Below are 22645 nucleotides of genomic sequence, written 5' to 3'. Positions count from 1 at the left end.
CGCCGCATGCATGTTCGGGTTTCGCTAGTCGCAGCAGCCCGTAGTACCTCGCTGCTCGCCGAGCGCTTCGACGACGACCGCCCCATCGACGTGGACGGCTGGCGCGCGGTGGAGTCCGCCGCGCGCGGGCTCGTGCCCCTGGGCTCGGCCGAGCTCCGCTACTGTTCGCCGACCTCGCGCAGCCGGGCCACCGGCGCGGCCCTCGGCTACGCGCCGATGGCCCAGCCCGCGCTGCGGGAGTGCGACATGGGCCGCTGGCGCGGGCTGACCCTGGCGGAGGTGGCGGCCCGCGAGCCGGCGGCCGTGGACCTCTGGCTCGCCGATCCCCGCGCCGCGCCGCACGGCGGGGAGTCGCTGCTGGCGTTCATCGCCCGGATCGGCGGCTGGCTGGACACCCGGCCGGCGGACGACGGGGGAGCGATCGTGGCGGTGGCGGAGCCTTCGGTGGTCCGCGCGGCACTCGTGTACGCCCTGAACGTGCCGCCGCTGACCTACTGGAACGTGGACGTCCGCCCCCTGTCCACGGTCACCCTGGCGGGCTGGCCGCGCCGCTGGCACCTCTCCCTCCAGGCGCCGGCGTAAACCCGTTGAGGGGCCCTCAGACCCCGGTCCGGCACCCGCTGGTCTTGGACGCGGCGGGCGGGGCCGAGGCCGGCTCAGAGGAGCGAGACGGGGGCGGTCGCGGCGGAGGGGAGGTAGATCCCCGCGATGCCCGCGTAGTTCGCCCGGTAGCCGCGCAGGATCTCGTCGAGCGGGATCGTCAGCCGGGCCGGGGTGTCGCAGCGGGCGGCACCGAACTGGTCGGTGACGGCGGTGCACAGGATCCGGCCGCCGAGGGTGGTGAAGGTGACCGGTACGCCGTCCAGCCCGGCCGGGGCGTCCGCGATCCGCACGGTGGTGCTGAGGTTCTTGACGCCGAACAGCAGCCCGTTCAGCTTCGCCGGACCGGCCGTCGCGAGGGTGGCCACGGCGGGCCGGACCTGCCCGGGCAGGTCGCAGACCTGGAGCGCCGGGGCGTAGACCTGCCCCGGGGGACAGGCCGTCACCGTGGCGATCCCGCCTCCGCACTGCACGTAGAACCGCTGGTCCTGCACCCTCGGCAGCCGCCCGGTGGCGCCGCCGGCGCACGAGCCCTCGGCGGCGGTGGCGGGCCCCGCCCCCGTGCCGAGGGCGACGACCGCCCCCGCGGCCAGTGCGGCGAGTCCCTTGCCGATGCGCAACAACACCCTTGCCCCCAGTTCAGTTGTTCACTCAGTGTGACGAAATGAATACGAAGTGACTATAGGGATGGGTGTGTGACGGACGCAATGACCCCCGGGCGCCGCTCGTGAGTGCGAATGCCGCTATGTTGAACGCGTTCAATATGGCTTCGGGTTCGGGGGAACGGTCATGGCGCACGTCGAGGCGGCGGAGGTTCGGACGGCAGGGGTTCGGACGGCAGGGGCGGCCCATGCGTGGCAGACCAAGATCGCGGCGGCCGCGTGCGCGCTGCCGCCGGTGCCCGGGCTGCTGATGCTCGCGCACGGCCTGCCGGCCCTCGCCTTCTTCGCCGCCGCCCTGCTGGCCGCCGCCCCGCTGGCCTTCCGGGGCCACCGGGCGGCCTTCGGGGCGGCCTGCGCGATCGCCGGGTGCCTGCTCCTGCCGACCGCCTTCTTCGGCTTCTACGACGGGTTCTTCATCTTCCTGTTCCCGGCCCTGGTCCTGCCGCTCGCCGTCTTCGCGGACCCCACCCGCCACCGGATCGGCGCATCGTTCGCGACGGGTGTCGCGTGCCTGCTGATCGCGGTGTCGGCGCTGATCCACGGGTGCGTCGTGGTGGTCCTCGCCCGATGAGTTCCTACGGAGCGCGCACGTCCGAGGCGTCGACCCAGTCGATCCGCGCGACGAGTCCGGAGCCGGGCGCGGAGCCGGGCGCGGAGCCGGGCGCGGAGCCGGGCGCGGAGCCGGACCCGGGCCCGGGGCCGGCGGCCTCGGCGGCCAGCAGGGCCCACTCGCGGCAGGCCGCCACGAGCTCGGGCCACGGCGCGCCCCAGTCGACCTCGGACGCCCAGTCGATGCCCCCGCCCGCGTGGGAGGCCCGCCGCTCGGCTCCGATCCGCAAGAGGCCGAAGCCGTACACCGCCTGACCGTGACCGGCCAGGTCCGAGACCGCCTCGGCCAGGTCGGCCACCGGCCAGGCCCGGCCGCCCTGCAAGGCCTCGTACCGTCGGGCCAGGGCGCCGGCGCGGGGCGGCAGCACCTCCCGGCGGCCGCCGAGCTCGGTGAGCGCCCAGCGCACCGCCTCGCCCTCGCACTCCAAGGGATCGACCCCGGTGCCGAGGAGGGACGCGTACAGGGCCAGCAGGCGCGGCACGGCCGCCCGGATCCCGAGCTCGCCGAGGGACTCGGCGGCCCACTGCCGGACGGTGGAGTCCGTGCTGTCCAGCAGGCCGGTCAGGACCTCGCCCGGCCGGGGGTCCTTCAGCGCGTTGAAGACGTCGACGGCGCAGAGCTGCCCGAAGGCGCCCAGGCCCGGCACGGCCGCGATCACCTGGTCAAGGACGCGCGGACCGAGGCGGATCAGCGCGTGCTGGGCGTCCTCGGCCTCTTCGCCCGTGTCCGAGTCCAGCAGCCGCACGAGGGCCCCGATCCCGGCGTCCGCACGCTCCACGGCGACCGGGATCAGCGGCCGCGGGGCTTGCCGCGCTTGCCGGTGGACTTGGCCACGGCCTTGCCGCTCTTGGGGCCGCCCGCCCGCGGGTTCTTGGCGGCCGGCTTGCCGCCCCCGCGGGGGGCCGGCTGGCGCTGCGGCTTCGCCTTGGCCTTGTCCTTGTCCTTCTTCTGCTCGGGCTCGGGCTGGGTGCGCCCGCGGCCGCGCGAGCTGTTGACGGTCCGGCCGCGCACGATGCCGATGAACTCCTCGACCAGCTCGGGGGTGTCCTCCGCCTCGGGCCAGGACAGTGCGACGCGCGACTCCGGCGCGTCCAGGAGCGTCCGGTAGGTGAGGTCCTTGCGGTGGTGCAGGCGCGCGAGCGACTGCGGGACCGCGAGGACTCCGATGCCCGCCGCCACCAGCTCGATCGCGTCGGCCGTCGTCTCGGGCCGCTCCCGCGCGGGCTTGCCCGGCAGCTGCTCCCAGTCGAGGGTGTCGTCGAGCGGGTGGAGCACGATCTCGTCCGCGAGGTCCGCGAGGGACAGCTCCTCGGCCGCCGCCGCGACGTGGTCCTTCGGGATCACCACGACCGTGGTCTCCGTGTACAGCGGGATCGCGCTGAGGTCCGTCCGGTCGATCGGCAGCCGCACGAAACCGGCGTCGGCGCCCTTGGCGCGCAGCAGGGCCGGAGCCTCGGCGGGGGTGACCGGCACGAGGGTCAGCGGGACGTCGGGCAGGCGTTCCTTCCAGATCCGCACCCACTTGGTGGGAGTCACCCCGGGGACGTAAGCGAGCTGGAACGACGGGGGCGCCACGGAGTCTGTCACCCGGCCAGATTACCGGCCGTGGTCGGAGGTGGTGCACACGCTCGATACCCTTGACCCCATGACGTCGCACCAGAGCGCCCAGACCATGAAGCCCGCGACCGCGGCGAAGAAGCTGGGTGTGTACCTCGAGGCCACCCCCGCCGAGTTCCAGGAGGGTGTCGTCTCGCGCACCGAGCTGGCCGCCCTCCAGGCCGAGCCGCCCCAGTGGCTGCAGGACCTGCGGAGCAACGGCCCGCACCCCCGTCCGGTGGTCGCGGCGAAGCTCGGCATCTCCATCGCCGGCCTGGCGCGCGGCGGCATCGCCGACGCGCTCACGACCGAGCAGATCGAGGCCCTGAAGCAGGACATGCCCGAGTGGCTCGTCAAGGAGCGCTCCACCCAGGCCGAGGTCCGCAAGGAGACCGTCCGCATCAAGCAGATGCAGGCCGAGAAGGCCGAGAAGCGGGCGCGCTCCTGACCTTCCAGGCCCGCTGCCCGGACCACCCCGGGGCCCCGCCCTTCGACGCCCGACCGGATCACCCGCAGTCCCCGTACCGCCGGGGCCGCGAGCCGGCGGGCGTTGTCCTGTTTCCGGGCCCTCCGGGCCTCTTTGCATAAACGTGCGTAGGTACGTATAGTCATGCCATCGAGGAGGAGGGTTTCCGATGGTGGTACGTGTAGCGGTGGCCGGTGCGAGCGGATACGCGGGCGGGGAAGTGCTGCGCCTGCTGCTGTCCCACCCCGAGGTCGAGATCGGCGCGCTGACCGGGAACTCCAACGCCGGGCAGCTGCTCGGCTCGCTCCAGCCGCACCTGGTGCCGCTCGCCGGACGCACCCTGGAGGCGACCACGCCCGAGGTGCTCGCCGGTCAGGGCCGTCGGCATGACGTCGTCTTCCTGGCCCTGCCGCACGGGCAGTCCGCCGCCGTCGCGGCCCGGCTCGGCGAGGACGTCCTCGTCGTCGACATGGGCGCGGACCACCGGCTCCGGGACTCCGCCGACTGGGACGAGTTCTACGGCGCCCCGCACGCCGGCACCTGGCCCTACGGCCTGCCCGAGCTGCCCGGAGCCCGCGCCGCGCTGGCCGGCTCCAAGCGCATCGCCGTGCCCGGGTGCTACCCGACCGCCGTCTCCCTCGCGCTCTTCCCGGCCTACGCCGCGCAGCTCGCCGAGCCCGAGGCGGTGATCGTCGCCGCCTCCGGCACCTCCGGCGCCGGCAAGGCCCTCAAGCCGAACCTGCTGGGCTCCGAGGTCATGGGCTCCATGAGCCCGTACGGGGTCGGCGGCGGCCACCGCCACACCCCCGAGATGGTGCAGAACCTCAGCCCCGTCGCCGGTACCCGGGTCTCGGTGTCCTTCACGCCGACGCTGGCGCCCATGCCCCGCGGCATCCTCGCCACGTGCTCCGCCAAGGCGCTGCCCGGCACCACCGCCGACGCGGTCCGCGCCGCGTACGAGAAAGCCTACGCGGACGAGCCCTTCGTGCACCTGCTGCCCGAGGGCCAGTGGCCGGCGACGGCGTCCGTCTACGGTTCCAACGCCGTTCAGGTGCAGGTCGCGTACGACGGGGCGGCACAGCGGATCATCGCGATCAGCGCCATCGACAACCTCACCAAGGGCACCGCCGGCGGCGCGGTGCAGAGCATGAACATCGCCCTCGGGCTCCCCGAGGCACTGGGTCTTTCCACGATCGGAGTCGCTCCGTGAGCGACGAACGGGCAGCCACCGGGCTGCGGACGAGGACGACGGCCGCACGGGCGCGCTGCGCGGGCGGAGAAGCGAACGAGGAGATGCAGTGAGCGTCACGGCAGCACAGGGGTTCACGGCGGCAGGCATCGCCGCCGGGATCAAGGCAAACGGCAATCCGGACCTGGCCCTCGTGGTCAACAACGGGCCGCGTCTGGCCGCCGCGGGCGTCTTCACCTCCAACCGCGTCAAGGCCGCTCCGGTCCACTGGTCCGAGCAGGTCCTGCGGGGCGCCGCCGTCAGCGCGGTGGTCCTCAACTCCGGCGGCGCCAACGCGTGCACCGGACCCAGGGGCTTCCAGGACACCCACGCCACCGCCGAGAAGGTCGCCGAGGCCCTCGGCGGAGAGGTCAACGCCGGCGAGGTCGCCGTCGCGTCCACCGGCCTGATCGGCGTCCTGCTGCCCATGGACAAGCTGCTGCCCGGCATCGGGACCGCGGTCGCCGCGCTCTCCGCCGACGGCGGCGAGGCCGCCGCCATCGCCATCAAGACCACGGACACCGTGCACAAGACGGCCGTGGCGACCAAGGACGGCTGGACCGTCGGCGGCATGGCCAAGGGCGCGGGCATGCTCGCCCCCGGCCTGGCCACCATGCTCGTCGTCCTCACCACCGACGCCGACCTGGACAGCGCCACCCTCGACAAGGCGCTGCGCTCCGCGACCCGCACCACCTTCGACCGGGTCGACTCCGACGGCTGCATGTCCACCAACGACACGGTGCTGCTGCTCGCCTCGGGCGCGTCCGGCCGGGTGCCGGCGTACGAGGAGTTCGCGGAAGCCGTGCGCACGGTCTGCGACGACCTGGCCCGCCAGCTGATCGGCGACGCCGAGGGCGCCAGCAAGGACATCCGCATCGAGGTCGTCGGCGCGGCCACCGAGGACGACGCGGTCGAGGTCGGCCGGTCCATCGCCCGCAACAACCTGCTCAAGTGCGCCATCCACGGCGAGGACCCGAACTGGGGCCGCGTCCTGTCCGCGATCGGCACCACGAAGGCGGCCTTCGACCCGGACCGGCTGAACGTGGCCATCAACGGCGTCTGGGTCTGCAAGAACGGCTCCGTCGGCGAGGACCGCGACCTGGTCTCGATGAAGGACCGCGAGGTCCGCATCACCGCCGACCTGGCCACCGGGTCCGAGTCCGCGGTCATCTGGGCCAACGACCTGACCGCCGAGTACGTCCACGAGAACAGCGCGTACTCCTCATGAGTACCGCACGCAGGCACACCGCGCTGCCCAAGGCCGAGATCCTCATCGAGGCCCTGCCCTGGCTGACCCGCCACAACGGCAAGGTCGTCGTCATCAAGTTCGGCGGGAACGCCATGATCGACGAGGACCTGAAGGCGGCCTTCGCCCAGGACGTCGTCTTCCTGCGCCAGGCCGGCCTCAAGCCCGTCGTCGTGCACGGCGGCGGTCCGCAGATCAACGCCCAGCTGGACAAGCAGGGCCTGGTCAGCGAGTTCAAGGCGGGCCTGCGGGTCACCACGCCGGAGGCGATGGACGTCGTGCGCATGGTGCTGGCCGGGCAGGTCCAGCGCGAGCTGGTCGGGCTGCTCAACCAGCACGGGCCGCTCGCCGTCGGCATGACCGGCGAGGACGCCCACACCATCACCGCCACCAAGCACACCCCCGAGATCGACGGCGAGAGCGTCGACATCGGGCGGGTCGGCGAGATCACCGCCATCGACACGGGCGCGATCGAGGCCCTGCTGGCGGACGGCCGGATCCCGGTCATCTCCTCCATCGCGCGCAGCGCCGACGACCACCACGTCTACAACGTGAACGCCGACACGGCGGCCGCGGCCCTCGCGGCGGCGCTCGGCGCCGAGACGCTGATGGTCCTCACCGACGTGGAGGGGCTGTACGCGGACTGGCCGAACAGCGACGAGGTCATCAGCCGGCTCACCGTCAGCCAGCTGGAGAAGCTGCTGCCCGAGCTGTCCAGCGGCATGGTCCCGAAGATGGAGGGCTGCCTGCACGCCGTCCGCAACGGGGTGACCACCGCCCGAGTGATCGACGGCCGGGTCCAGCACTCGATCCTGCTCGAGATCTTCACCGACGAGGGAATCGGCACGATGGTCGTGCCCGACGCACAGGGAGGGGAACCCGCATGACCGGAAACCAGGCCACCAGCAACCAGCACTTCGCCGCCCGCTGGCAGGGCGCGCTGACCAACAACTACGGCACCCCCGCGCTGGCCCTCGTACGCGGTGAGGGCGCACAGGTCTGGGACGCGGACGGCAAGCAGTACACCGACTTCGTCGGCGGCATCGCGGTCAACGCCCTCGGCCACGCCCACCCGGCGATCGTCGAGGCCGTCACGGCCCAGGTCTCCACCCTCGGCCACGTCTCCAACCTCTACGCCTCCGAGCCGGTCCTCGCGCTCGGCGAACGGCTGCTCCAGCTCTTCGGGCGCACCGGCAAGATTTTCTTCTGCAACTCCGGTGCCGAGGCCGTCGAAGCCGCCTTCAAGATCGGCCGGCTGACCGGGCGGACCCACATGGTCGCCACCGACGGCGGCTTCCACGGCCGCACCATGGGCGCCCTCGCGCTCACCGGCCAGCCCAAGAAGCAAGCCCCCTTCCTGCCCCTGCCCGGAGACGTCACCCACGTCCCGTACGGCGACGTGGAGGCCCTGCGGGCCGCCGTCACCGAAGAGACCGCGCTCGTGGTCATCGAGCCGATCCAGGGCGAGAACGGCGTCGTCGTGCCGCCGGCCGGCTATCTGACGGCCGCCCGCGAGATCACCCGGGCCACCGGCACCCTGCTCGTCCTCGACGAGGTGCAGACCGGCATCGGACGCTGCGGCCAGTGGTTCGAACACCAGGCCCACGAAAGTGTCGAGCCCGATCTCGTCACACTCGCGAAGGGCCTCGGCGGCGGTCTGCCGATCGGCGCCGTGGCCGCCTTCGGCCCCGTGGCCGACCTGCTCCAGCCGGGCCAGCACGGCACCACCTTCGGGGGCAACCCCGTCGCGTGTGCCGCAGGCCTCGCCGTCATCGAGACCATCGCCGCCGAAGGCCTCCTCGACCGGGTCAAGGAGCGGGGCGAGCGGCTGCGCGGCGGAATCGAAGGATCCGCACACCCTCTCGTCTCCCACGTCCGCGGCGCCGGCCTCCTGCTGGGTATCGTGCTGACCGAGCCGCTCGCGCCGCAGGTGCAGCGCGCGGCTCAGGACGCCGGCTTCCTGGTCAACGCGCCCGCCCCCGACGTCGTACGGCTGATGCCGCCGTTCGTACTGTCCGAGGCCGAGGTGGACGCGTTCCTGCGGGCCCTGCCCGGCGTGCTGGACGCGGCGAAGTCCGCCGCGGACGTGGACGGATGATGAACCGGGGAATGGGACGACGATGAGTCAGGCGCAGGAACACGAGCAGAACAGCCAGTCCGTTCCGCAGACCCGCACCGCCCGCCACCGCCGGATCGTGGACATCCTCAACCGGCAGCCGGTCCGCTCCCAGAGCCAGCTGGCCAAGCTGCTCGCCGACGACGGGCTGAGCGTCACCCAGGCGACGCTCAGCCGCGACCTCGACGAGCTCGGCGCGGTGAAGATCCGCAACACCGGCGGCGAGCTGATCTACGCGGTGCCCAGCGAGGGCGGCTTCCGCACCCCGCAGGCGCCGCTCGGCGAGTCGGCGAAGGAGGAGCGCATGCGGCGCCTCTCCGGCGAACTGCTGATCTCGGCGGAGGCCTCCGCGAACCTCGTGGTCCTGCGCACCCCGCCCGGTGCGGCCCAGTTCCTCGCCTCGGCGATCGACCAGGCCGAGCTCCAGGCGATCCTCGGCACGATCGCGGGCGACGACACCCTGATGCTGATCAGCCGCGACCCCGCGGGCGGCCAGGCCCTGGCCGACCACCTGCTGAGGCTGGCCCAGAAGGAGAGCTGAGCCCGGCGGCCCGCCCGCGCGGATCAGTACCGGGTGACCGCCAGTGCGCCCGACTCCGTGCCGATCGCGATGTGCGGGTGGCGGCGCGGGTTCGCCCAGCGCAGGATCGCGCGCATGGCCCCCTCGGGGACCGAGACGCAGCCGGCCGTCGCGCCCTTGCCGTCGACGTGCAGGAAGATGCCCGCGCCCCGGCCCCGTACGGGGCGGTCGTAGTTGAAGGCGATGACCAGCGCGTGCGCGTACTGCTTCGTGTACGAGACCAGGTGCTCGGCCTCGCCCGGCGCGCAGTCCGCGGGCAGCGGCTCCACCCAGCGGTTGTAGCTGCCCGAGGCGTTGTCCTGGCACCACCAGGAGGCGGGAGTCACCCGCCGGTAGCCGTACTCCGTCCCGGCCGGGGCGTGCGCGATGCCGAAGGCGTAGGGGAGCGCGTACAGGCCCGCCGGCGTGGTGTTCGTGCCCTGGACCCGGGACCCGCCCGCGGTCAGGCCGTTCGCGCCGAAGCGGGCGGGCGCGCCGCCGGCCTCGTACCAGCGCCCCGCCCGCAGGTCCCACCACGTCAGGCGGCCCGTCGTGGACCCGGGGGCGGGGGCGACCGCGGTGATCAGCTGGCTGCCGCCGCCGGTGTCGGCGAGACGGGCGGGCAGCGGCGGATCGCCTTGGGGCAGCAGGCTGGTGACGATCAGTGAGGCGAGGGCGACAGCGGTACGCAGCACATGTCAGACGGTACGGGGCGGAAGGGGCAGCGGCAGCGCAGGCAGGCCGTCGACGCTCACCCCGATGAACTCCTTCTTCTCGCAGTACGCGTTGAACTCCTCGTCCGTCTTGCGGCCGAAGTACTCCGCGTGGAGGGTGCGCTCGCCCTGGTACTCCATGAAGGGGATGGCGTAGCCGCACACGTCGGCGATCCGCGTGGCCTTGACGACGATGACCGCCCGCGCGGCGGGCCCGTCGGCCTCCCCGAACAGCTCGACGAGCCCGTCCCAGCGCGGGTCGTCGCGGAAGACCGCCTCGCCGTCCCCGTGGATGCGCACGATGTTCGGCGGCCCGCTGAACGCGCACCACATCAGCGTGATGCGGCCGTTCTCGCGGACGTGGGCGATGGTCTCGGCGCCGCTGCCGCCGAAGTCCAGATAGGCGAGGGTCGTTTCGTCGATGACGACGAGGGTCCCGGCGCGGCCCTTGGGGGAGAGGTTGACGTGGCCGTCACCGGCCAGCGGGGCGGTGGCGGTGAAGAAGATCGGCTGCTCCTCGATGAACGTGCGAAGTCGGCCGTCTATGCGTTCGTAGAGCTTTCCCATGACAGGATTATCGCCCCAGGTCCCTGGTCCACCCGGAGGGGCTCAGTCGGTGAGCCCGAGGCGGGACCGGCGCACCCCCAGCTCGTGGTCGCCGAACAGGTGCGCGGACCGCTCGAGCAGGCCGGCCAGTTCGGGCAGGTCCGCGTCCCCCAGGCGCAGCGTGGCCTGCCAGTTCCAGCCGACGACGACCGCCCGGGCCATGGTGCGCAGCGCCGGGTCGGGGTCCGTCGCCACGGTCACCGCGGCCCGCAGTCCGTCGATCCCGTCCCGCGCGCGCAGCAGCCGGAAGGCGGACCGCCGCACGTGCGGGGGCCGTTCGTGCCCGAGGCGCTCGCTGAGGTGGCCGTGGTCCAGCCGCCGCGCCACCGGGAGCAGGCTCAGCGCGGCCTCGCGGGCCACCGATGCCGACGGGTCGTCCAGCAGGGGGAGCAGGAGCGTGTCGTCGGTGGCGTCGTCGAGTCGGCGCAGCCCGGCCACGGCGGCGGCCCGCACCGCGCCGTGGGGGTGGTCGAGCAGGGAGCGCAGCAGCGGGGTGTCCGCCCGCTTCGCGCACTCGGAGAAGCCGGTCACCGCGTACGGGGAGAGCGGCCCGGGAGCCGTGACCAGCGCGAGGTAGCGAGCGGACGGGTCCCCGCCGCCCTGGGAAACGAGCCAGCGCGCGCAGGCCCGTACGAGTCCGGAGCGGTCGGTGAGGTGCCGCCCGGCCTCCCCGGCCCGCCCGGCGCCGCGCAGGGCGGTGACCCCGGCGGCCCGGACCATCGGGCCGTGTCCGTCGAGCAGGGTGTCGATCGCCTCGTGGTCCGGCCCGTCGGTGGCCAGCGCCCGCAGTGCGGCGTCGGTCCACAGCCTCGCCGTGGCCGGGTCGGGCTCACCGGCGGCCCGCCGCGCGAGCTCCCGTACGCCGGTCCCCCCGGCGGCGACGGTCAGCCGTGCGGCGAACCGGCGGGTCGGCGGGTCGGCGCTGTCGTGCAGTGCGGTGTGGGCGGCGAGGACGACGGAAGCCGAGCCGGGTTCCGTGCGCAGCGCGGTCTCGAACCGCTTCAGCACCCAGGCGCCCTGCTCGCGCCGGCCGAGCCGCAGGACGAGTGGGGTCAGCGCGGTCAGCGTGCCCACGGGGTCGGCGGCCAGCGCCCGGTCCAGCAGCCGCCGGGCGCGTTCGCGCACGGGCCACACCCAGTCGGCGGTCCGGATCGCGATGAGCTCCGGCGGCGCCGGAGCCCCGCCGAGGGCCGCCTCGCCGAGCGCTTCCTCGCGGACGTATCCGGAGGGGTGGCAGAGCCGTACCTCGGGGTCGGGCAGCAGCGGCATCCGGCCCGCGTGCCGGATCCGCTGCTCGAAGGCCAGCCACGCGTCGGGCCCGGCCCCGGGGAGCAGCGGTCGCGGGACGGCCTCGTCGCGCAGCAGCGCGTCCGCCGCCGCGTGCCCCTCCTGCGTGTCGTGCGGCCGTCCGGTGCTCATGGGCCCTCCCTGGTGGTGTGCGGATCACCGAGCCTATGCGGGTGCCGGTCTCCTCGCCCCTGATATTCGGGCAGGTCAGGGCATTGCGGCGGAGGTCGATTGACGAAACATACGGAGTACTGCATAGTTATGCCTGTTGGATGCACCCTGTGAGGAGGAACCCCGTGGCCGAGCGCGTCGTACTCGCCTATTCAGGCGGTCTGGACACCTCCGTCGCCATCGGCTGGATCGCCGAGGAGACGGGCGCCGAGGTCATCGCCGTCGCGGTGGACGTCGGCCAGGGCGGCGAGGACCTGGACGTCATCCGCAAGCGGGCGCTCGCCTGCGGCGCGGTCGAGGCCGAGGTCGCGGACGCCAAGGACGAGTTCGCCGACGAGTACTGCCTTCCGGCGATCAAGGCGAACGCCCTCTACATGGACCGCTACCCGCTGGTCTCCGCCCTGTCGCGGCCGGCCATCGTCAAGCACCTCGTCGCCGCCGCCCGCAAGCACGGCGCATCGGTCGTCGCCCACGGCTGCACCGGCAAGGGCAACGACCAGGTCCGCTTCGAGGCCGGCATCGCCGCACTCGGCCCCGACCTCAAGTGCATCGCCCCGGTCCGCGACTACGCGATGACCCGCGACAAGGCCATCGCCTTCGCCGAGAAGGCCGACCTGCCGATCGCCACCACCAAGAAGTCCCCGTACTCCATCGACCAGAACGTCTTCGGACGCGCCGTCGAGACGGGGTTCCTGGAGGACATCTGGAACGCGCCGATCGAGGACATCTACGAGTACACCGCGAACCCGGCGCTGCCCCGCGAGGCCGACGAGGTCGTCATCTCCTTCAAGGAGGGCGTCCCGGTTGCCATCGACGGCAAGCCCGTCACCGTGCTCCAGGCCATCCAGCAGCTCAACGCCCGCGCCGGCGCCCAGGGAGTCGGCCGGATCGACATCGTCGAGGACCGCCTCGTCGGCATCAAATCCCGCGAGGTGTACGAGGCTCCCGGCGCGATCGCCCTGATCACCGCCCATCAGGAGCTCGAGAACGTCACCGTCGAGCGCGAGCTGGCCCGCTACAAGCGGCAGGTCGAGCAGCGCTGGGGCGAGATGGTCTACGACGGCCTGTGGTTCTCCCCGCTCAAGCGGGCGCTGGACGGTTTCGTCAACGAGGCCAACCAGCACGTCAGCGGCGACATCCGGATGACCCTCCACGGCGGCCGCGCCGTCGTCACCGGCCGCAAGTCCGACGAGTCGCTGTACGACTTCAACCTCGCGACCTACGACTCGGGCGACACCTTCGACCAGTCGAAGGCCCAGGGATTCATCGAGATCTTCGGCCTGTCCTCGAAGATCGCCGCCCGCCGCGACCTCGCCTGATCCGAACGCGGCACCCACCGTCTCCCCGTTACCTCCGCGACGGGGAGGCGGTTGCACATCCAAAGCCTTATTTGAGGAGCAGTAGCTGTGAGCAGCAACAACGGTGGTGACGTCCGGCTCTGGGGCGCCCGGTTCGCCGACGGTCCCGCCGAGGCCCTCGCGAAGCTCTCCGCGTCGGTCCACTTCGACTGGCGCCTGGCCCCGTACGACATCGCGGGCTCCAAGGCCCACGCCCGCGCGCTCGCCAAGGCGGGCCTGCTCACGGCCGACGAGCTCGGCCGCATGATCGCGGGCCTGGATCAGCTCGCGGTCGACGTGGCGGACGGCTCCTTCACCGGCACCATCGCCGACGAGGACGTCCACACCGCCCTGGAGCGGGGCCTGCTGGAACGGCTCGGCGCCGACCTCGGCGGCAAGCTGCGCGCCGGCCGGTCGCGCAACGACCAGATCGCCACCCTCTTCCGGATGTACCTGCGCGACCACGCCAGGATCATCGGCGGCCTGGTCGCCGAGCTCCAGGACGCGCTGGTCGGCCTGGCCGAGGCGCACGCCGAGGTGGCCATGCCGGGCCGCACCCACCTGCAGCACGCGCAGCCGGTGCTCTTCGCCCACCACGTACTGGCCCACGTGCAGGCCCTGTCCCGGGACGCGGAGCGGCTGCGCCAGTGGGACACCCGGACCGCGGTCTCCCCGTACGGCTCGGGGGCCCTGGCCGGTTCCTCGCTGGGTCTGGACCCGGAGCAGGTCGCCGCCGACCTGGGCTTCGAGCGCGGCTCGGTCGGCAACTCCATCGACGGCACGGCCTCGCGGGACTTCGTCGCCGAGTTCGCCTTCGTCACCGCGATGATCGGGATCAACCTGTCCCGGATCGCGGAGGAGATCATCATCTGGAACACGAAGGAGTTCTCCTTCGTGACCCTGCACGACGCCTTCTCGACCGGGTCGTCGATCATGCCGCAGAAGAAGAACCCGGACATCGCCGAGCTGGCGCGCGGCAAGTCGGGCCGCCTCATCGGCAACCTGACCGGCCTGCTCGCCACCCTGAAGGCGCTGCCGCTGGCCTACAACCGCGACCTCCAGGAGGACAAGGAGCCGGTCTTCGACTCCTGCGACACCCTGGAAGTCCTGCTGCCCGCCTTCACCGGGATGATGGCCACCCTCACGGTCAACCGGGAGCGGATGGAGGAGCTGGCGCCGGCGGGCTTCTCGCTCGCCACCGACATCGCGGAGTGGCTGGTCAAGCAGGGCGTGCCCTTCCGGGTCGCGCACGAGGTGGCCGGCGGGTGCGTCAAGGAGTGCGAGGCGCTCGGGATCGAGCTCGACGAGCTCACGGACGAGCAGTTCGCGAAGATCTCCGAGCACCTGACGCCGGAGGTCCGCACGGTCCTCAACGTGAAGGGCGCGCTGGCCTCCCGCAACGGCCGGGGCGGCACCGCCCCGTCGGCCGTCGCGATCCAGCTCACCGAGCTGAAGGCGGACCTGGTCATCCAGCACGCCTGGGCGGCGCACAAGAACTAGTGCGGTGACCGGAGGGGCGGCCGGAGCCTTCGGGCCCGACCGCCCCTCCGGCATGTCCGGGGGCGGTCATCGAATGACGGTCAGTTGCCAATCGTCCCCGTCCCCGTCCAGTCCGTGAGGGCTTCGAAGTCCGCCCGGACCAGGCCGATCCGCTCGTCGATGCGCAGCAGCAGGGTGTCCGCGGGGTGGTGCCGGTCCGCGTACGCGCGGTCCGCGTCCGTGATGTCGTCGTCGATCCAGGCGAAGGGCCGCCCTGCCGCGTACTCCAGGACGTACTGCGTCTTCCAGAAGGTGCCCTCCGGCGCCCGGCCGTGCATCGTCGGCCAGTCGATGAACGGGAGCCGGGGCAGGCCCAGGTGCGGGCCTATCCAGCCGTTCGCCTCGTCCTTCCACGTCGTGGCCCAGACGAGCTCGTACGCGTCCGTGAGCGCGAGCAGCTCCGTCCCGTGGTCCGGATTCAGCCAGACCCGCAGGGGCTTCGCGCGCTCCGCCTCCGTCCAGCCCGTCGGGCGCATCCGGTGGGTGGCGTACCCCTCCGGGCGGCGCTGGGGCTTGGCCGCGTAGGGGTTCAGCGGGCTTATGCAGGCATGAGACACGTCCGGCCAATTCCCGCGGACGCTGAGTGCATGGGCAAGAGACGTCCCAGACCGCTATGGCACGAACGGGCCTGAACCAGATACCTGGACGCCGCCGGCCTACGGGAAGTTGTCGTCGCTCACGCGAGATCCTGTCGGAGCTAACGGCGCGGTCGAGGAAAAGGCGCTTCGCACAGTGGTCTATCCAGTGGTAGCTACAGGACCCACATCGGCGCGAAGCTCAGCAGGAGCCTCTTCCGGCCACGTCTGTCGAAGTCGACGACTGCTTGGGTCTCCGCTCCGGTTCCACTCACACCGACCACCGTTCCGATGCCAAAGATTTTGTGCTTGACTCGGTCGCCGATGTCCACAGTGCTTGACACGGCTGGCACGCGCGGCGAGGGAGCCCTGCCCAAGAACCGAAGTTCTTGGCCATCAGGGTCGCCGTCCGTTTCTGGCGGCTGGAAAGAAGGGCCGAGAGACCACCAGTTGACGGACGGTCGCTTTTCGCTGCTCGGGGTGCCGGCGTCTTCCCGCTCTCTACCGACTGCCTTGTCTTCGGCAGACGATGTTTGCATCGAAGTATGGGTGTCTTGCTGCCAGATGGGCAGATCCATGGCAGTACGGATCCCCGTACGGCCGGCTGGCAGCTGTACCTCGGTCAGCGCGGGCGTGGTCAGCAGTTCGAGGAGCTGCTGTGCAGTGGGGCGATCTGCGGGGCGTTTATCCAGGCAGTCCGTTAGGAGTCGGGAGAGAGCTACTGATGTCCCGACAAGGTCAGGCTCCTCATGGACAACTCGGTACAGCAGGGCGTGGGCTGAGCCATCGAAGCCAAAGGGACCGCGACCGGTTGCTGCGTAAGCCAGAACTGACCCCAGGGAGAAGATGTCGCTCGCTGTGTCTACCGTGGCCCCCACGGCCTGCTCGGGTGACATGAACGCGGGGGTCCCGACCACGCTGCCTGTGCTCGTCAGCGCAGTGCCACCATCAAGCGCCTTTGCGATGCCGAAGTCGAGGACTCGCGGCCCCTCATCGGTCATAAGAATGTTGGACGGTTTCAGGTCCCTATGCACGAGACCGACGCCGTGGATGTCCACGAGTGCCTCTGCAAGCCCTGCTCCCAGCCTCCGGACCTGCGGCTCCGCTAACGGTCCGTCCCTGCCCATCAGAGTCCCCAGGTCAGGCGCATCGATATATGCGCTGGCCACCCAAGGCACCTCAGCGTCCGGATCAGCATCGACTACAGCTGCCGTCCAGAACCCGCCCACGCGCCGGGCCGCCTCAATCTCGCGCCGAAAGCGGCGGCGGAAACCGGGTACTCCCGTGAGCTCGGAACGTACGACCTTCACTGCCACAGGGCGGCCGCTGGGTGACCGTCCCAGATACACGCACCCCATACCGCCAGTGCCTAGCCTGCCGACCAACTTGTAAGGCCCGATGCTGGTCGGGTCACCTCCAAGGAGCGCGTCCACCGTTTCCCCCGAGCTCTCGGTCATGCAAGGGCACGTCGGCAGCAGTATCTTCGATTCACAGCCTGACGCACCACCCGAGCTGGAAGGCCAACTCACTGGCGAGTCTGCGGTAGTAGATGAGGATGCAGGCGATGCTCTTCCTATGGCCCGTGATGGGTGCGCGCCCGTGCCGGAAGCGTGCGGACGTTCTCACCGTCTTGGAGGGCTGCGCGGAGACGCTGGAGTTCGTCGTGCTGTTCGACGAGCCGGGAGAGCGCCAGTGTCTTGAACTCGGCCGCTTCGGACGCTTCCTGCTTCATTCGCGAGAGTCGCCCCTTCAAGCTGGCTACCTCGGCTTTGAGACGGTCGATCTGGGCGAGGCGGGGGTCGGGCTCGCCAGTCACCTCTCGGACCCTGCCCAGCCGGTTCTCGAACTCTTCCTTGATGTGGGGGTAGGTGCGGTACAGCGTGGCCCGGGGGACAGCGGCGAGGATGCTGAGGGACTTGATGTCGCACCGCAGGCCCTCGGGGATGTCCCCGGCCATGAGCTGATCCATGGCGGCCCTCAAACGACTTTCCGCGGCGGCGCGGCGGTTATTCGGCACTGGGTGTCTCCTCACCGGCCACGGCGGAGTCGATGGATTCCACGATCCGCATGGATCGCTCGTAGGTCTGCTGGGCGCGTTGACGCTCCGGCGCGGACAGCCGGGGGTTGCCGAGGAACACAGCTCGGGTGTTCTCGGCGTGGTCGGCCCATGCTTGCCGGTGCTGGGGGTGATGGGTGGCTTGGGGGCAGCGAGCGGAGTCGCACATGCCGAGAAGAGGCTCGCTGGCGTTCGGAGTGCCGGCCATAGTGAGGCACAGGGCCTTGGCGGGGTCGGTGAACCAGCAGTAGTTCGCCACGCCGATGTGGAGTGTCTTCGCCTTGGTCTTGAGCAGTTTCTCCACGCGACGGTCGTCGGCGACGGTGGCGGGGCCGGGCTCGTGTCCGGCGAGGGAGTGGTCGACGCTTTGGAAGGCGGCGATCAGGTCGCGTGCGCCTCGGCCGGAGGGGAGGGTGCCTTGCTGGTAGTCGTGGTAGGCGGCGAGCGTGAGCCGGGTGTGTTCGACTTCCTCTTCGGCCCGGACCTCGGCGAGGAACGCGGCCTGGTGTCCGCCCGGTCGGGCGGTGTAGCCCTCGGTGGTGGCCACCGAGACGTGCTTCAGGTGCCACTTTGTGGCCAGGAGGCCGTGGGGGCGCTGGGCAATCGACAGAGCGAGGGTGCGACGTAGGGCCCGCGGGTGGACCGGACCATCGGGGATCGGGGTGAGGCCGAGATGCTGTCCGAGGGGACCGTTGATCCAGTCCCGGAGCGCGGTGTACCTGTTGGCGGAGTTGTTGGCGACGGGGAAGATCAGGTCCCCGAGGTCCGTGCCGCCGAGGCCTTCGGCGGCTCCGACAGCGCGGTGTACATCTTCGATGACCACCCATGAGTCGGGCACTCCGCCGAACTTCTCACCCTTGACGCGGCGGGAGTCCAGCCAGCGGCGGGAGCCGTAGGCGCGGTCTTCACTGCGGCGGCAGCCATGCGTGAGTTCGGCCAGCTCTGAGGTCCGCATGCCAGACAGCGCCGAGGTGAGGTAGTAGGCAGCGGAAGTGACGGCGAACACCATGCTGTCCAGGGTGAAGTGATTCATAGGGAGGGCCCAGGGGACGGGCTCTTCGTCATCGGCGCGGGGCACCGCCGCTGTGTCACGGCACCACGAGTTCTCGGTGCCACAGGCAGCGACCCATGCCTCCAACTGGGGCCGGAGCCGGTCCAGATCCCGTTTGGTAGAGGAAAGCGAAAGGAAGTCCTTGGTGAAGGACATGTGGGCGAGCGTGAGGAGGGGATCGCTGACGTCCCAACCCGAGTTAAGTCTGCGGGAGATGCCAGAGGGGGCAGCACGGGGGGCCGGGATTCCGGCTGCGATACACCGCTCGATTTCGGCGATGACGAGCGGGTGGTGTTCGACGCGGAGGGACGACCGGATGCTGCCCCGGCGGGCGATGGTCTGCCGGGCGCGGGTGGCTTCCTTGACGAGATGGGGGCTGATCGTGTCGACGAGGTAGGAGGCGCCGGCGAGGAGGGGCCGCAGGATGTCGTCTGGGACGGCGGGGGTCTGGTTGGTGTCGGGACGCTGGTATCCGGCCACCTGGGCGGCGGTGCGGTCGCCCCATGGGCGGAAGCCCGTCGGGTAGGCGTCGGGCAGCAGCGGTGCGTACGCGGCCAGGGCCTGAGCAGTGAGAACGAAACCTGCGATGGTGCCGGGGGTGACCGGCTGGCAGGGGTCGGTGCGGCCGACGGAGACGACGGGCAGGTATGCGTCACAGTGCCGCTGGTGGATCTGTTGGAGGCCGGTGAGTCCCGCCTCGGTGAGGTGGTTGAACCAGGCTGTGAGGCGGACGAGTTCGTGTCGGAGCGTCTGCAGGGCGAGAGGGGAGCGGTATGCCTGCGGGAGGACGGCGACGGACGGGTGGGTGGGCACGAGGCGGGCCATCAAGTAGGTGCGTGCGACCGATCGCCAGGTCGGGTTGGTGACCTGGGTGAAGTTCAGGATCTGCTCGCTGCGCGGCCAGGACGCCGGGGCGTCGGCGACGCAGGTCAGGTCCCAGATGTCCTGGTCGAAGTGGGGGCGGCGAGCGCCGGGCCGAGTGCGGTATCCAGCAGTCTGGAGGATGTCCAAGCCGGTGAAGGGACTGTGACCGGCGCCGGCGGTCAGAGCGTCGGATCTGGTCACGGGATCTCCTCCGGTTGCAGGACCGCGAACCCGTTTTCGGTGGCGGCCCGGATCGCTGTCGTGCTGAAACGGGGCAGCAGGTCGGTACTGAGCCTGTCGGCGTAGGGGCCGAAGATGGCCAGGAACTGGGCATTCGTCATGTGCCGTTCCTGATCGGCGAAATAGCGTTGGAGACGCAGCAGGTTGGGCAGGTGCCGGGGGGTGAACACGGCGAGCGGGCATAGCAGGCACACCCAGGGACGGGCTGGGCAGGCGGTTCCGGCCGGGGCGTGGGGGCTGTTGTAGAGACTGGCGCAAGAGGCGACGAACACGTCCTGTTCGCCGGCCAGTAGCCGCTGGACGGCGTCGCCGTCGAGTCCGGCGTCCGCAACGAGGCGGGGGAAGTCGGCAGCAAACCGGGCGGCGTCTTGGCTGGTGGCGATGACCGGCGGCGCGGCCTTGCGGCGGATGTCGCGCTGAGCTTCCTCGATGACTCCCTCGATGGCCTCCACCTGGGCGGGGGTGTGGTGGTGGAGGTAGTGATCGCCTTCGATCGCCGGGGTGTGGTTGGGGTCGATGGTGGTGCGTCCGGTCCAGGCGGAGCGGTCGCGCCTGTGATGGCAGGTCGTACGAATCCGGCCGCCGTGTGGGGCCATGGGCTGGCCGTTGTCGTCGGTCAGGCCGACGGTCTTCGCCCACTTGATCCGCTGCCATGGGGTGCGGGGATGCCCGGACAGCGCCGTGCCGTTGTAGTTGATCCACATGGAGTCGGAGAGTTCTCCGGCATGCTCGCGCAGAGACGCGGAGTGGGCGAGCCACTGGTCCAGGAGCCGTACGGCGGGGCCGCGCAGGTTGAGGGCTTCGCGGGCGGTCCGACCCTTGCGGTAGGACAGCAGGCCCGTGGCGGGGCCGGTGTGCGCGAAGTCGGGTACGGAAAGGGTGTCGATACCGTCGGGCACGGCGCCGGTCAGCATGGCCAGCCGGAGGTTGTAGACGAGTGCCGTATACCCGGATGGGAACAGGGCGTTGCGAAACTCCAGGACCGCGGTTGTGATCGCCCAAGGAGCTCCGGGGATCATCGCGCGGATCGCGCGAACCGGCACGGGGCCAGTTCTACGGATCAGCCAGGCCAGATTGTCCCGGGTGATGCCGTGGGCGATCGGGTCGGCCCCGCGTTCAGCGGATTCCAGAGCCTTGAGGTGATCCTGCCAGGCGGTGTCGATGGCGGTGCGGGCGGCTTGATCGATGCGCCGCCATTCTGCATCGCTGTAGGGCCGATGAGGGGTGGACCCGGCCTGCTGGTTGATCGGCCTTCCTTCGAGGTGGGCTCGGATGCTGGCGTGGAGGGTGCCGCCGTCGGTGAGGAAGCCATTGAGAGTGATGCGGCTGTGCCGCTCGAATGTGAATCCGAACTTCAGCCAGTAGGAAGTGAGTTGTGTCGCAGTGAGACCGGAGAGAGTGCCGGTGAAACCGGTCTCGTGCAGGTAGCGGGCGAGGTGCCGGGCACAGCGGACAGCGTGCCGGGCATCGCGGTAGGTGCGGATCGGGCCGTTGGGATGGGCGGCTGCAGTAAGTCCTCGAGCGAGGTCGCCGGCCAGTACCGAGTCGGGCAGCTCGTAGAGCGTGCCGAGGTAAGGCCGCTGACCCGGGAGCGTGTACTGAACGGCGAGCGGCTGTCGGATTTCAGCGGGCATCGGTGTCCTGGAATTCTGCGTCGGCTTCCCGGCGGGCGACCGGGTCGGGGTCGGCGTCCTCGTATGCCTGGCGGAAGATCCGCTGGGTGTCCAGGAGATGGAGGTACACCTGGGTGGTGGCGACGCTGGCATGGCCGAGGAGGTCCCGCAGGATCAGCAGGGGATCGGCCTTGGTGAGGTAGAGAGCCATGGCGTCGTCATCGCCGGTGTCGAGGACCAGGCGGGCTGCCTGCTGGTAGTAGCCCCGCACCAGCTTTTCAAGGGTGGCCATAGCCATCGTGTGGCGTGTCATGTGGGGGTGGACGTGCGGAAACGCGGGTTCCCACCGATCGCGGATGCGGGCGGAGGTCCGGCGGAGGGTGGTCGCCCAGTCCAGGAACGGCGAGCCGTCGGACTGGACGGCGAGGAGGGCGCTTCCGCCGCGGGGGCCGACGAGGCGGAGCCGTTCGGCCGGAGTCAGCAGGTGCCAGCGGCGGTAGGTGCCGTTGAGGTAGGCGCCCTCGTACGTCGGGTTTTCTACGTGGAGGGCGTGGATGGGGCGCCATCGGGAGCCGTTTACGTGGGTGGCCCGTTCCAGCGTCGCGTAGTCGTGGACGCGGGCCAGGGTGTCGTACTCCACCCAGGTCTGTCGGCCCTTGCTGCCCTTGGTGGTCGGAGGCGCGAGCGACAACGGGACGGGGACGGTGGTGCGCTGGCGGGGCAGGGGAGGGATCTCCCAGGGTGTGAGGAGCCGCCATTCTCGGAGCCGCAGGCCGGTGGAGATCGCAAGCGAGCCACCGGCGGCGTTCCTGCCGGTCTCGCGGCCCCGAAACGTGTGGTCGGGTTCGCCGTCCGGGTCGTTGCCCGCGAGAGCGTTGACCAGCAGCTCGGAGTACGGCCGCTCCAGGTACCTGCGGGTGGCGTGCCGTCTGGCACCCCGGACGGTGGCGAGGTTACGGGCGGTCTCCACTCGTACGCCGTCAGGGCGCAGGTAGGAACCCATGGCGTAGGAGAACGGGACCTCCTGACAGTGCCCCTCGCTCACGGCCCACCGGTAGAACGCCGCGATGGTCTTGACCGCAAGGTTCCAGCTGGACGCGCCGAGCCGAACTTCCAGCGGGCCGGACAGGCGATGCTCGGAGTACAGGGACAGGCCGTCGCGCAGCCGCTGGCGGTCGGAGAACAAGGCGATGCTATGGGCGGACAGGAATTCGGCCCAGGGCTTGAGCTGTAGGGCGTAGGTCTTCCACGAGTTCTCGGCGGGGGCTCCGCTGATCGGCAGCTCCCGCAGCCAGCGGTTGATGAGTGTCACCGGTCGGGGACCGTTCTCGTCCTCGAAGCGGAGATCATCGTCCACGAGAACCGGCATGCCGTCGCGGTTGAGCGGCGGGGCGGAGAGGTTCCAATCCTCCCCACCAGCTTTGGAGAAGTAGAAGAGAATCACCACTGCACGGTAGTTGGGACGTATTCAGATGTGCCCGATATCTACGAAACTGCCAGCCATGTGACG

The 22645-nt window shown here is 71.0% G+C and carries 22 protein-coding genes and 1 pseudogene; 10 read left to right on the top strand and 13 right to left on the bottom strand.

The features are described from left to right. Positions 1–6 precede the first annotated feature (6 nt). A complete protein-coding gene (locus DRB89_RS05265; protein WP_112446955.1) occupies positions 7–582 on the top strand; it encodes a histidine phosphatase family protein in 576 nt (191 codons plus the stop codon). Between the two features lie 74 nt (positions 583–656). Here the strand turns inward: DRB89_RS05265 and DRB89_RS05260 are convergent, their stop codons facing one another. After that, positions 657–1220: a chitin binding peritrophin-A domain-containing protein gene (locus DRB89_RS05260; RefSeq protein ID WP_162688474.1), complete on the bottom strand. Its 564-nt coding sequence runs from the start codon at positions 1218–1220 to the stop codon at positions 657–659. A gap of 169 nt (positions 1221–1389) precedes the next feature. On the opposite strand from DRB89_RS05260, the gene DRB89_RS05255 reads away from it, so the two are divergent. Beyond that, positions 1390–1833, top strand: a complete 444-nt coding sequence (locus DRB89_RS05255) for a hypothetical protein (RefSeq protein ID WP_112446951.1) — start codon at positions 1390–1392, stop codon at positions 1831–1833. 4 nt (positions 1834–1837) lie between these two features. Here DRB89_RS05255 and DRB89_RS05250 read toward each other — a convergent pair whose 3' ends face one another. Continuing rightward, positions 1838–2650, bottom strand: a complete 813-nt coding sequence (locus DRB89_RS05250; protein ID WP_112446949.1) for a HEAT repeat domain-containing protein — start codon at positions 2648–2650, stop codon at positions 1838–1840. 11 nt (positions 2651–2661) lie between these two features. Further along, complete coding sequence (locus tag DRB89_RS05245) at positions 2662–3459, bottom strand: LysR family substrate-binding domain-containing protein (protein WP_112446948.1); 798 nt, start codon at positions 3457–3459, stop codon at positions 2662–2664. A gap of 58 nt (positions 3460–3517) precedes the next feature. Between DRB89_RS05245 and DRB89_RS05240 the strand changes: the two genes are divergently transcribed. The 6 genes from DRB89_RS05240 to DRB89_RS05215 all read left to right on the top strand — a co-directional run bounded on the left by DRB89_RS05240 (position 3518) and on the right by DRB89_RS05215 (position 9065). Next, positions 3518–3916, top strand: coding sequence for a DUF5997 family protein (locus DRB89_RS05240; protein ID WP_112446946.1), 399 nt, complete (start codon positions 3518–3520; stop codon positions 3914–3916). A 187-nt stretch (positions 3917–4103) separates the two neighbouring features. Next, positions 4104–5144, top strand: coding sequence for an N-acetyl-gamma-glutamyl-phosphate reductase (gene argC / locus DRB89_RS05235; protein ID WP_112446944.1), 1041 nt, complete (start codon positions 4104–4106; stop codon positions 5142–5144). Between the two features lie 88 nt (positions 5145–5232). After that, positions 5233–6390, top strand: a complete 1158-nt coding sequence (argJ, locus tag DRB89_RS05230) for a bifunctional glutamate N-acetyltransferase/amino-acid acetyltransferase ArgJ (RefSeq protein WP_112446942.1) — start codon at positions 5233–5235, stop codon at positions 6388–6390. Next, complete coding sequence (gene argB / locus DRB89_RS05225; protein ID WP_112446939.1) at positions 6387–7295, top strand: acetylglutamate kinase; 909 nt, start codon at positions 6387–6389, stop codon at positions 7293–7295. Before argJ ends, argB begins: the two co-directional genes overlap by 4 nt. After that, the gene (locus DRB89_RS05220; protein ID WP_112446937.1) at positions 7292–8506 is read left to right on the top strand and encodes an acetylornithine transaminase; all 1215 of its coding nucleotides are present in this window, start codon (positions 7292–7294) and stop codon (positions 8504–8506) included. The genes argB and DRB89_RS05220 overlap by 4 nt, the downstream gene beginning before the upstream one ends. Before the next feature lie 22 nt (positions 8507–8528). Continuing rightward, a complete protein-coding gene (locus DRB89_RS05215) occupies positions 8529–9065 on the top strand; it encodes an arginine repressor (RefSeq protein ID WP_112446935.1) in 537 nt (178 codons plus the stop codon). Positions 9066–9088: 23 nt separating this feature from the next. On the opposite strand, the gene DRB89_RS05210 is transcribed toward DRB89_RS05215, so the two are convergent. The 3 genes from DRB89_RS05210 to DRB89_RS05200 are packed head-to-tail and all read right to left on the bottom strand — an operon-like array spanning position 9089 to position 11821. Further along, positions 9089–9775, bottom strand: coding sequence for a L,D-transpeptidase family protein (locus tag DRB89_RS05210; protein ID WP_112453207.1), 687 nt, complete (start codon positions 9773–9775; stop codon positions 9089–9091). Between the two features lie 6 nt (positions 9776–9781). Continuing rightward, the gene (locus tag DRB89_RS05205) at positions 9782–10363 is read right to left on the bottom strand and encodes a pyridoxamine 5'-phosphate oxidase family protein (protein WP_112446933.1); all 582 of its coding nucleotides are present in this window, start codon (positions 10361–10363) and stop codon (positions 9782–9784) included. 42 nt (positions 10364–10405) lie between these two features. Beyond that, on the bottom strand, positions 10406–11821 hold the full coding sequence (locus DRB89_RS05200) for a HEAT repeat domain-containing protein (protein ID WP_112446931.1): 1416 nt from the start codon (positions 11819–11821) through the stop codon (positions 10406–10408). A gap of 164 nt (positions 11822–11985) precedes the next feature. Here DRB89_RS05200 and DRB89_RS05195 point away from each other — a divergent pair, with 164 nt between their 5' ends. Then, the gene (locus DRB89_RS05195) at positions 11986–13179 is read left to right on the top strand and encodes an argininosuccinate synthase (protein WP_112446929.1); all 1194 of its coding nucleotides are present in this window, start codon (positions 11986–11988) and stop codon (positions 13177–13179) included. An 87-nt stretch (positions 13180–13266) separates the two neighbouring features. Next, positions 13267–14697 carry an argininosuccinate lyase gene (argH, locus tag DRB89_RS05190; RefSeq protein ID WP_112446927.1) on the top strand — a complete coding sequence of 477 codons (1431 nt, stop codon included), beginning with the start codon at positions 13267–13269 and terminating at the stop codon, positions 14695–14697. 80 nt (positions 14698–14777) lie between these two features. On the opposite strand, the gene DRB89_RS05185 is transcribed toward argH, so the two are convergent. The 7 genes and pseudogenes from DRB89_RS05185 to DRB89_RS05160 form a co-directional block, all read right to left on the bottom strand. After that, positions 14778–15293 carry a hypothetical protein gene (locus DRB89_RS05185; protein ID WP_112446925.1) on the bottom strand — a complete coding sequence of 172 codons (516 nt, stop codon included), beginning with the start codon at positions 15291–15293 and terminating at the stop codon, positions 14778–14780. A 194-nt stretch (positions 15294–15487) separates the two neighbouring features. Then, entirely contained in the window at positions 15488–15850 is a 363-nt protein-coding gene (locus tag DRB89_RS46255; protein ID WP_343234695.1) for a hypothetical protein, read from the bottom strand. Between the two features lie 111 nt (positions 15851–15961). After that, a pseudogene (locus tag DRB89_RS44235) lies at positions 15962–16768 on the bottom strand (serine/threonine-protein kinase); the annotation flags it as partial. 116 nt (positions 16769–16884) lie between these two features. Then, positions 16885–17268, bottom strand: coding sequence for a hypothetical protein (locus DRB89_RS05175; RefSeq protein ID WP_239516020.1), 384 nt, complete (start codon positions 17266–17268; stop codon positions 16885–16887). Between the two features lie 49 nt (positions 17269–17317). Further along, positions 17318–19483 carry an integrase gene (locus tag DRB89_RS05170; protein ID WP_112446919.1) on the bottom strand — a complete coding sequence of 722 codons (2166 nt, stop codon included), beginning with the start codon at positions 19481–19483 and terminating at the stop codon, positions 17318–17320. Next, positions 19480–21156, bottom strand: coding sequence for a hypothetical protein (locus DRB89_RS05165; protein WP_112446917.1), 1677 nt, complete (start codon positions 21154–21156; stop codon positions 19480–19482). The genes DRB89_RS05170 and DRB89_RS05165 overlap by 4 nt, the downstream gene beginning before the upstream one ends. Next, the gene (locus tag DRB89_RS05160) at positions 21146–22579 is read right to left on the bottom strand and encodes a site-specific integrase (protein ID WP_239516019.1); all 1434 of its coding nucleotides are present in this window, start codon (positions 22577–22579) and stop codon (positions 21146–21148) included. The genes DRB89_RS05165 and DRB89_RS05160 overlap by 11 nt, the downstream gene beginning before the upstream one ends. Between the last annotated feature and the right edge of the window lie 66 nt (positions 22580–22645).

Source organism: Streptomyces sp. ICC4 (genome assembly GCF_003287915.1).
Taxonomy (GTDB): Bacteria; Actinomycetota; Actinomycetes; order Streptomycetales; family Streptomycetaceae; genus Streptomyces; species Streptomyces tritrimontium.
This window is presented reverse-complemented; position numbering and strand designations above follow the sequence as displayed.

What these genes read in the sequence shown, in the direction of transcription:
- argB (WP_112446939.1), top strand. Translation starts at nt 6,387, where the DNA reads ATGAGTACCGCACGCAGGCACACCGCGCTGCCCAAGGCCGAGATCCTC.
- argC (WP_112446944.1), top strand. Translation starts at nt 4,104, where the DNA reads ATGGTGGTACGTGTAGCGGTGGCCGGTGCGAGCGGATACGCGGGCGGG.
- DRB89_RS05265 (WP_112446955.1), top strand. Translation starts at nt 7, where the DNA reads ATGCATGTTCGGGTTTCGCTAGTCGCAGCAGCCCGTAGTACCTCGCTG.
- DRB89_RS05165 (WP_112446917.1), bottom strand. Translation starts at nt 21,156, where the DNA reads ATGCCCGCTGAAATCCGACAGCCGCTCGCCGTTCAGTACACGCTCCCG.
- DRB89_RS05255 (WP_112446951.1), top strand. Translation starts at nt 1,390, where the DNA reads ATGGCGCACGTCGAGGCGGCGGAGGTTCGGACGGCAGGGGTTCGGACG.
- DRB89_RS05240 (WP_112446946.1), top strand. Translation starts at nt 3,518, where the DNA reads ATGACGTCGCACCAGAGCGCCCAGACCATGAAGCCCGCGACCGCGGCG.
- DRB89_RS46255 (WP_343234695.1), bottom strand. Translation starts at nt 15,850, where the DNA reads ATGCAAACATCGTCTGCCGAAGACAAGGCAGTCGGTAGAGAGCGGGAA.
- DRB89_RS05220 (WP_112446937.1), top strand. Translation starts at nt 7,292, where the DNA reads ATGACCGGAAACCAGGCCACCAGCAACCAGCACTTCGCCGCCCGCTGG.
- DRB89_RS05215 (WP_112446935.1), top strand. Translation starts at nt 8,529, where the DNA reads ATGAGTCAGGCGCAGGAACACGAGCAGAACAGCCAGTCCGTTCCGCAG.
- DRB89_RS05205 (WP_112446933.1), bottom strand. Translation starts at nt 10,363, where the DNA reads ATGGGAAAGCTCTACGAACGCATAGACGGCCGACTTCGCACGTTCATC.
- DRB89_RS05200 (WP_112446931.1), bottom strand. Translation starts at nt 11,821, where the DNA reads ATGAGCACCGGACGGCCGCACGACACGCAGGAGGGGCACGCGGCGGCG.
- DRB89_RS05175 (WP_239516020.1), bottom strand. Translation starts at nt 17,268, where the DNA reads ATGGCCGGGGACATCCCCGAGGGCCTGCGGTGCGACATCAAGTCCCTC.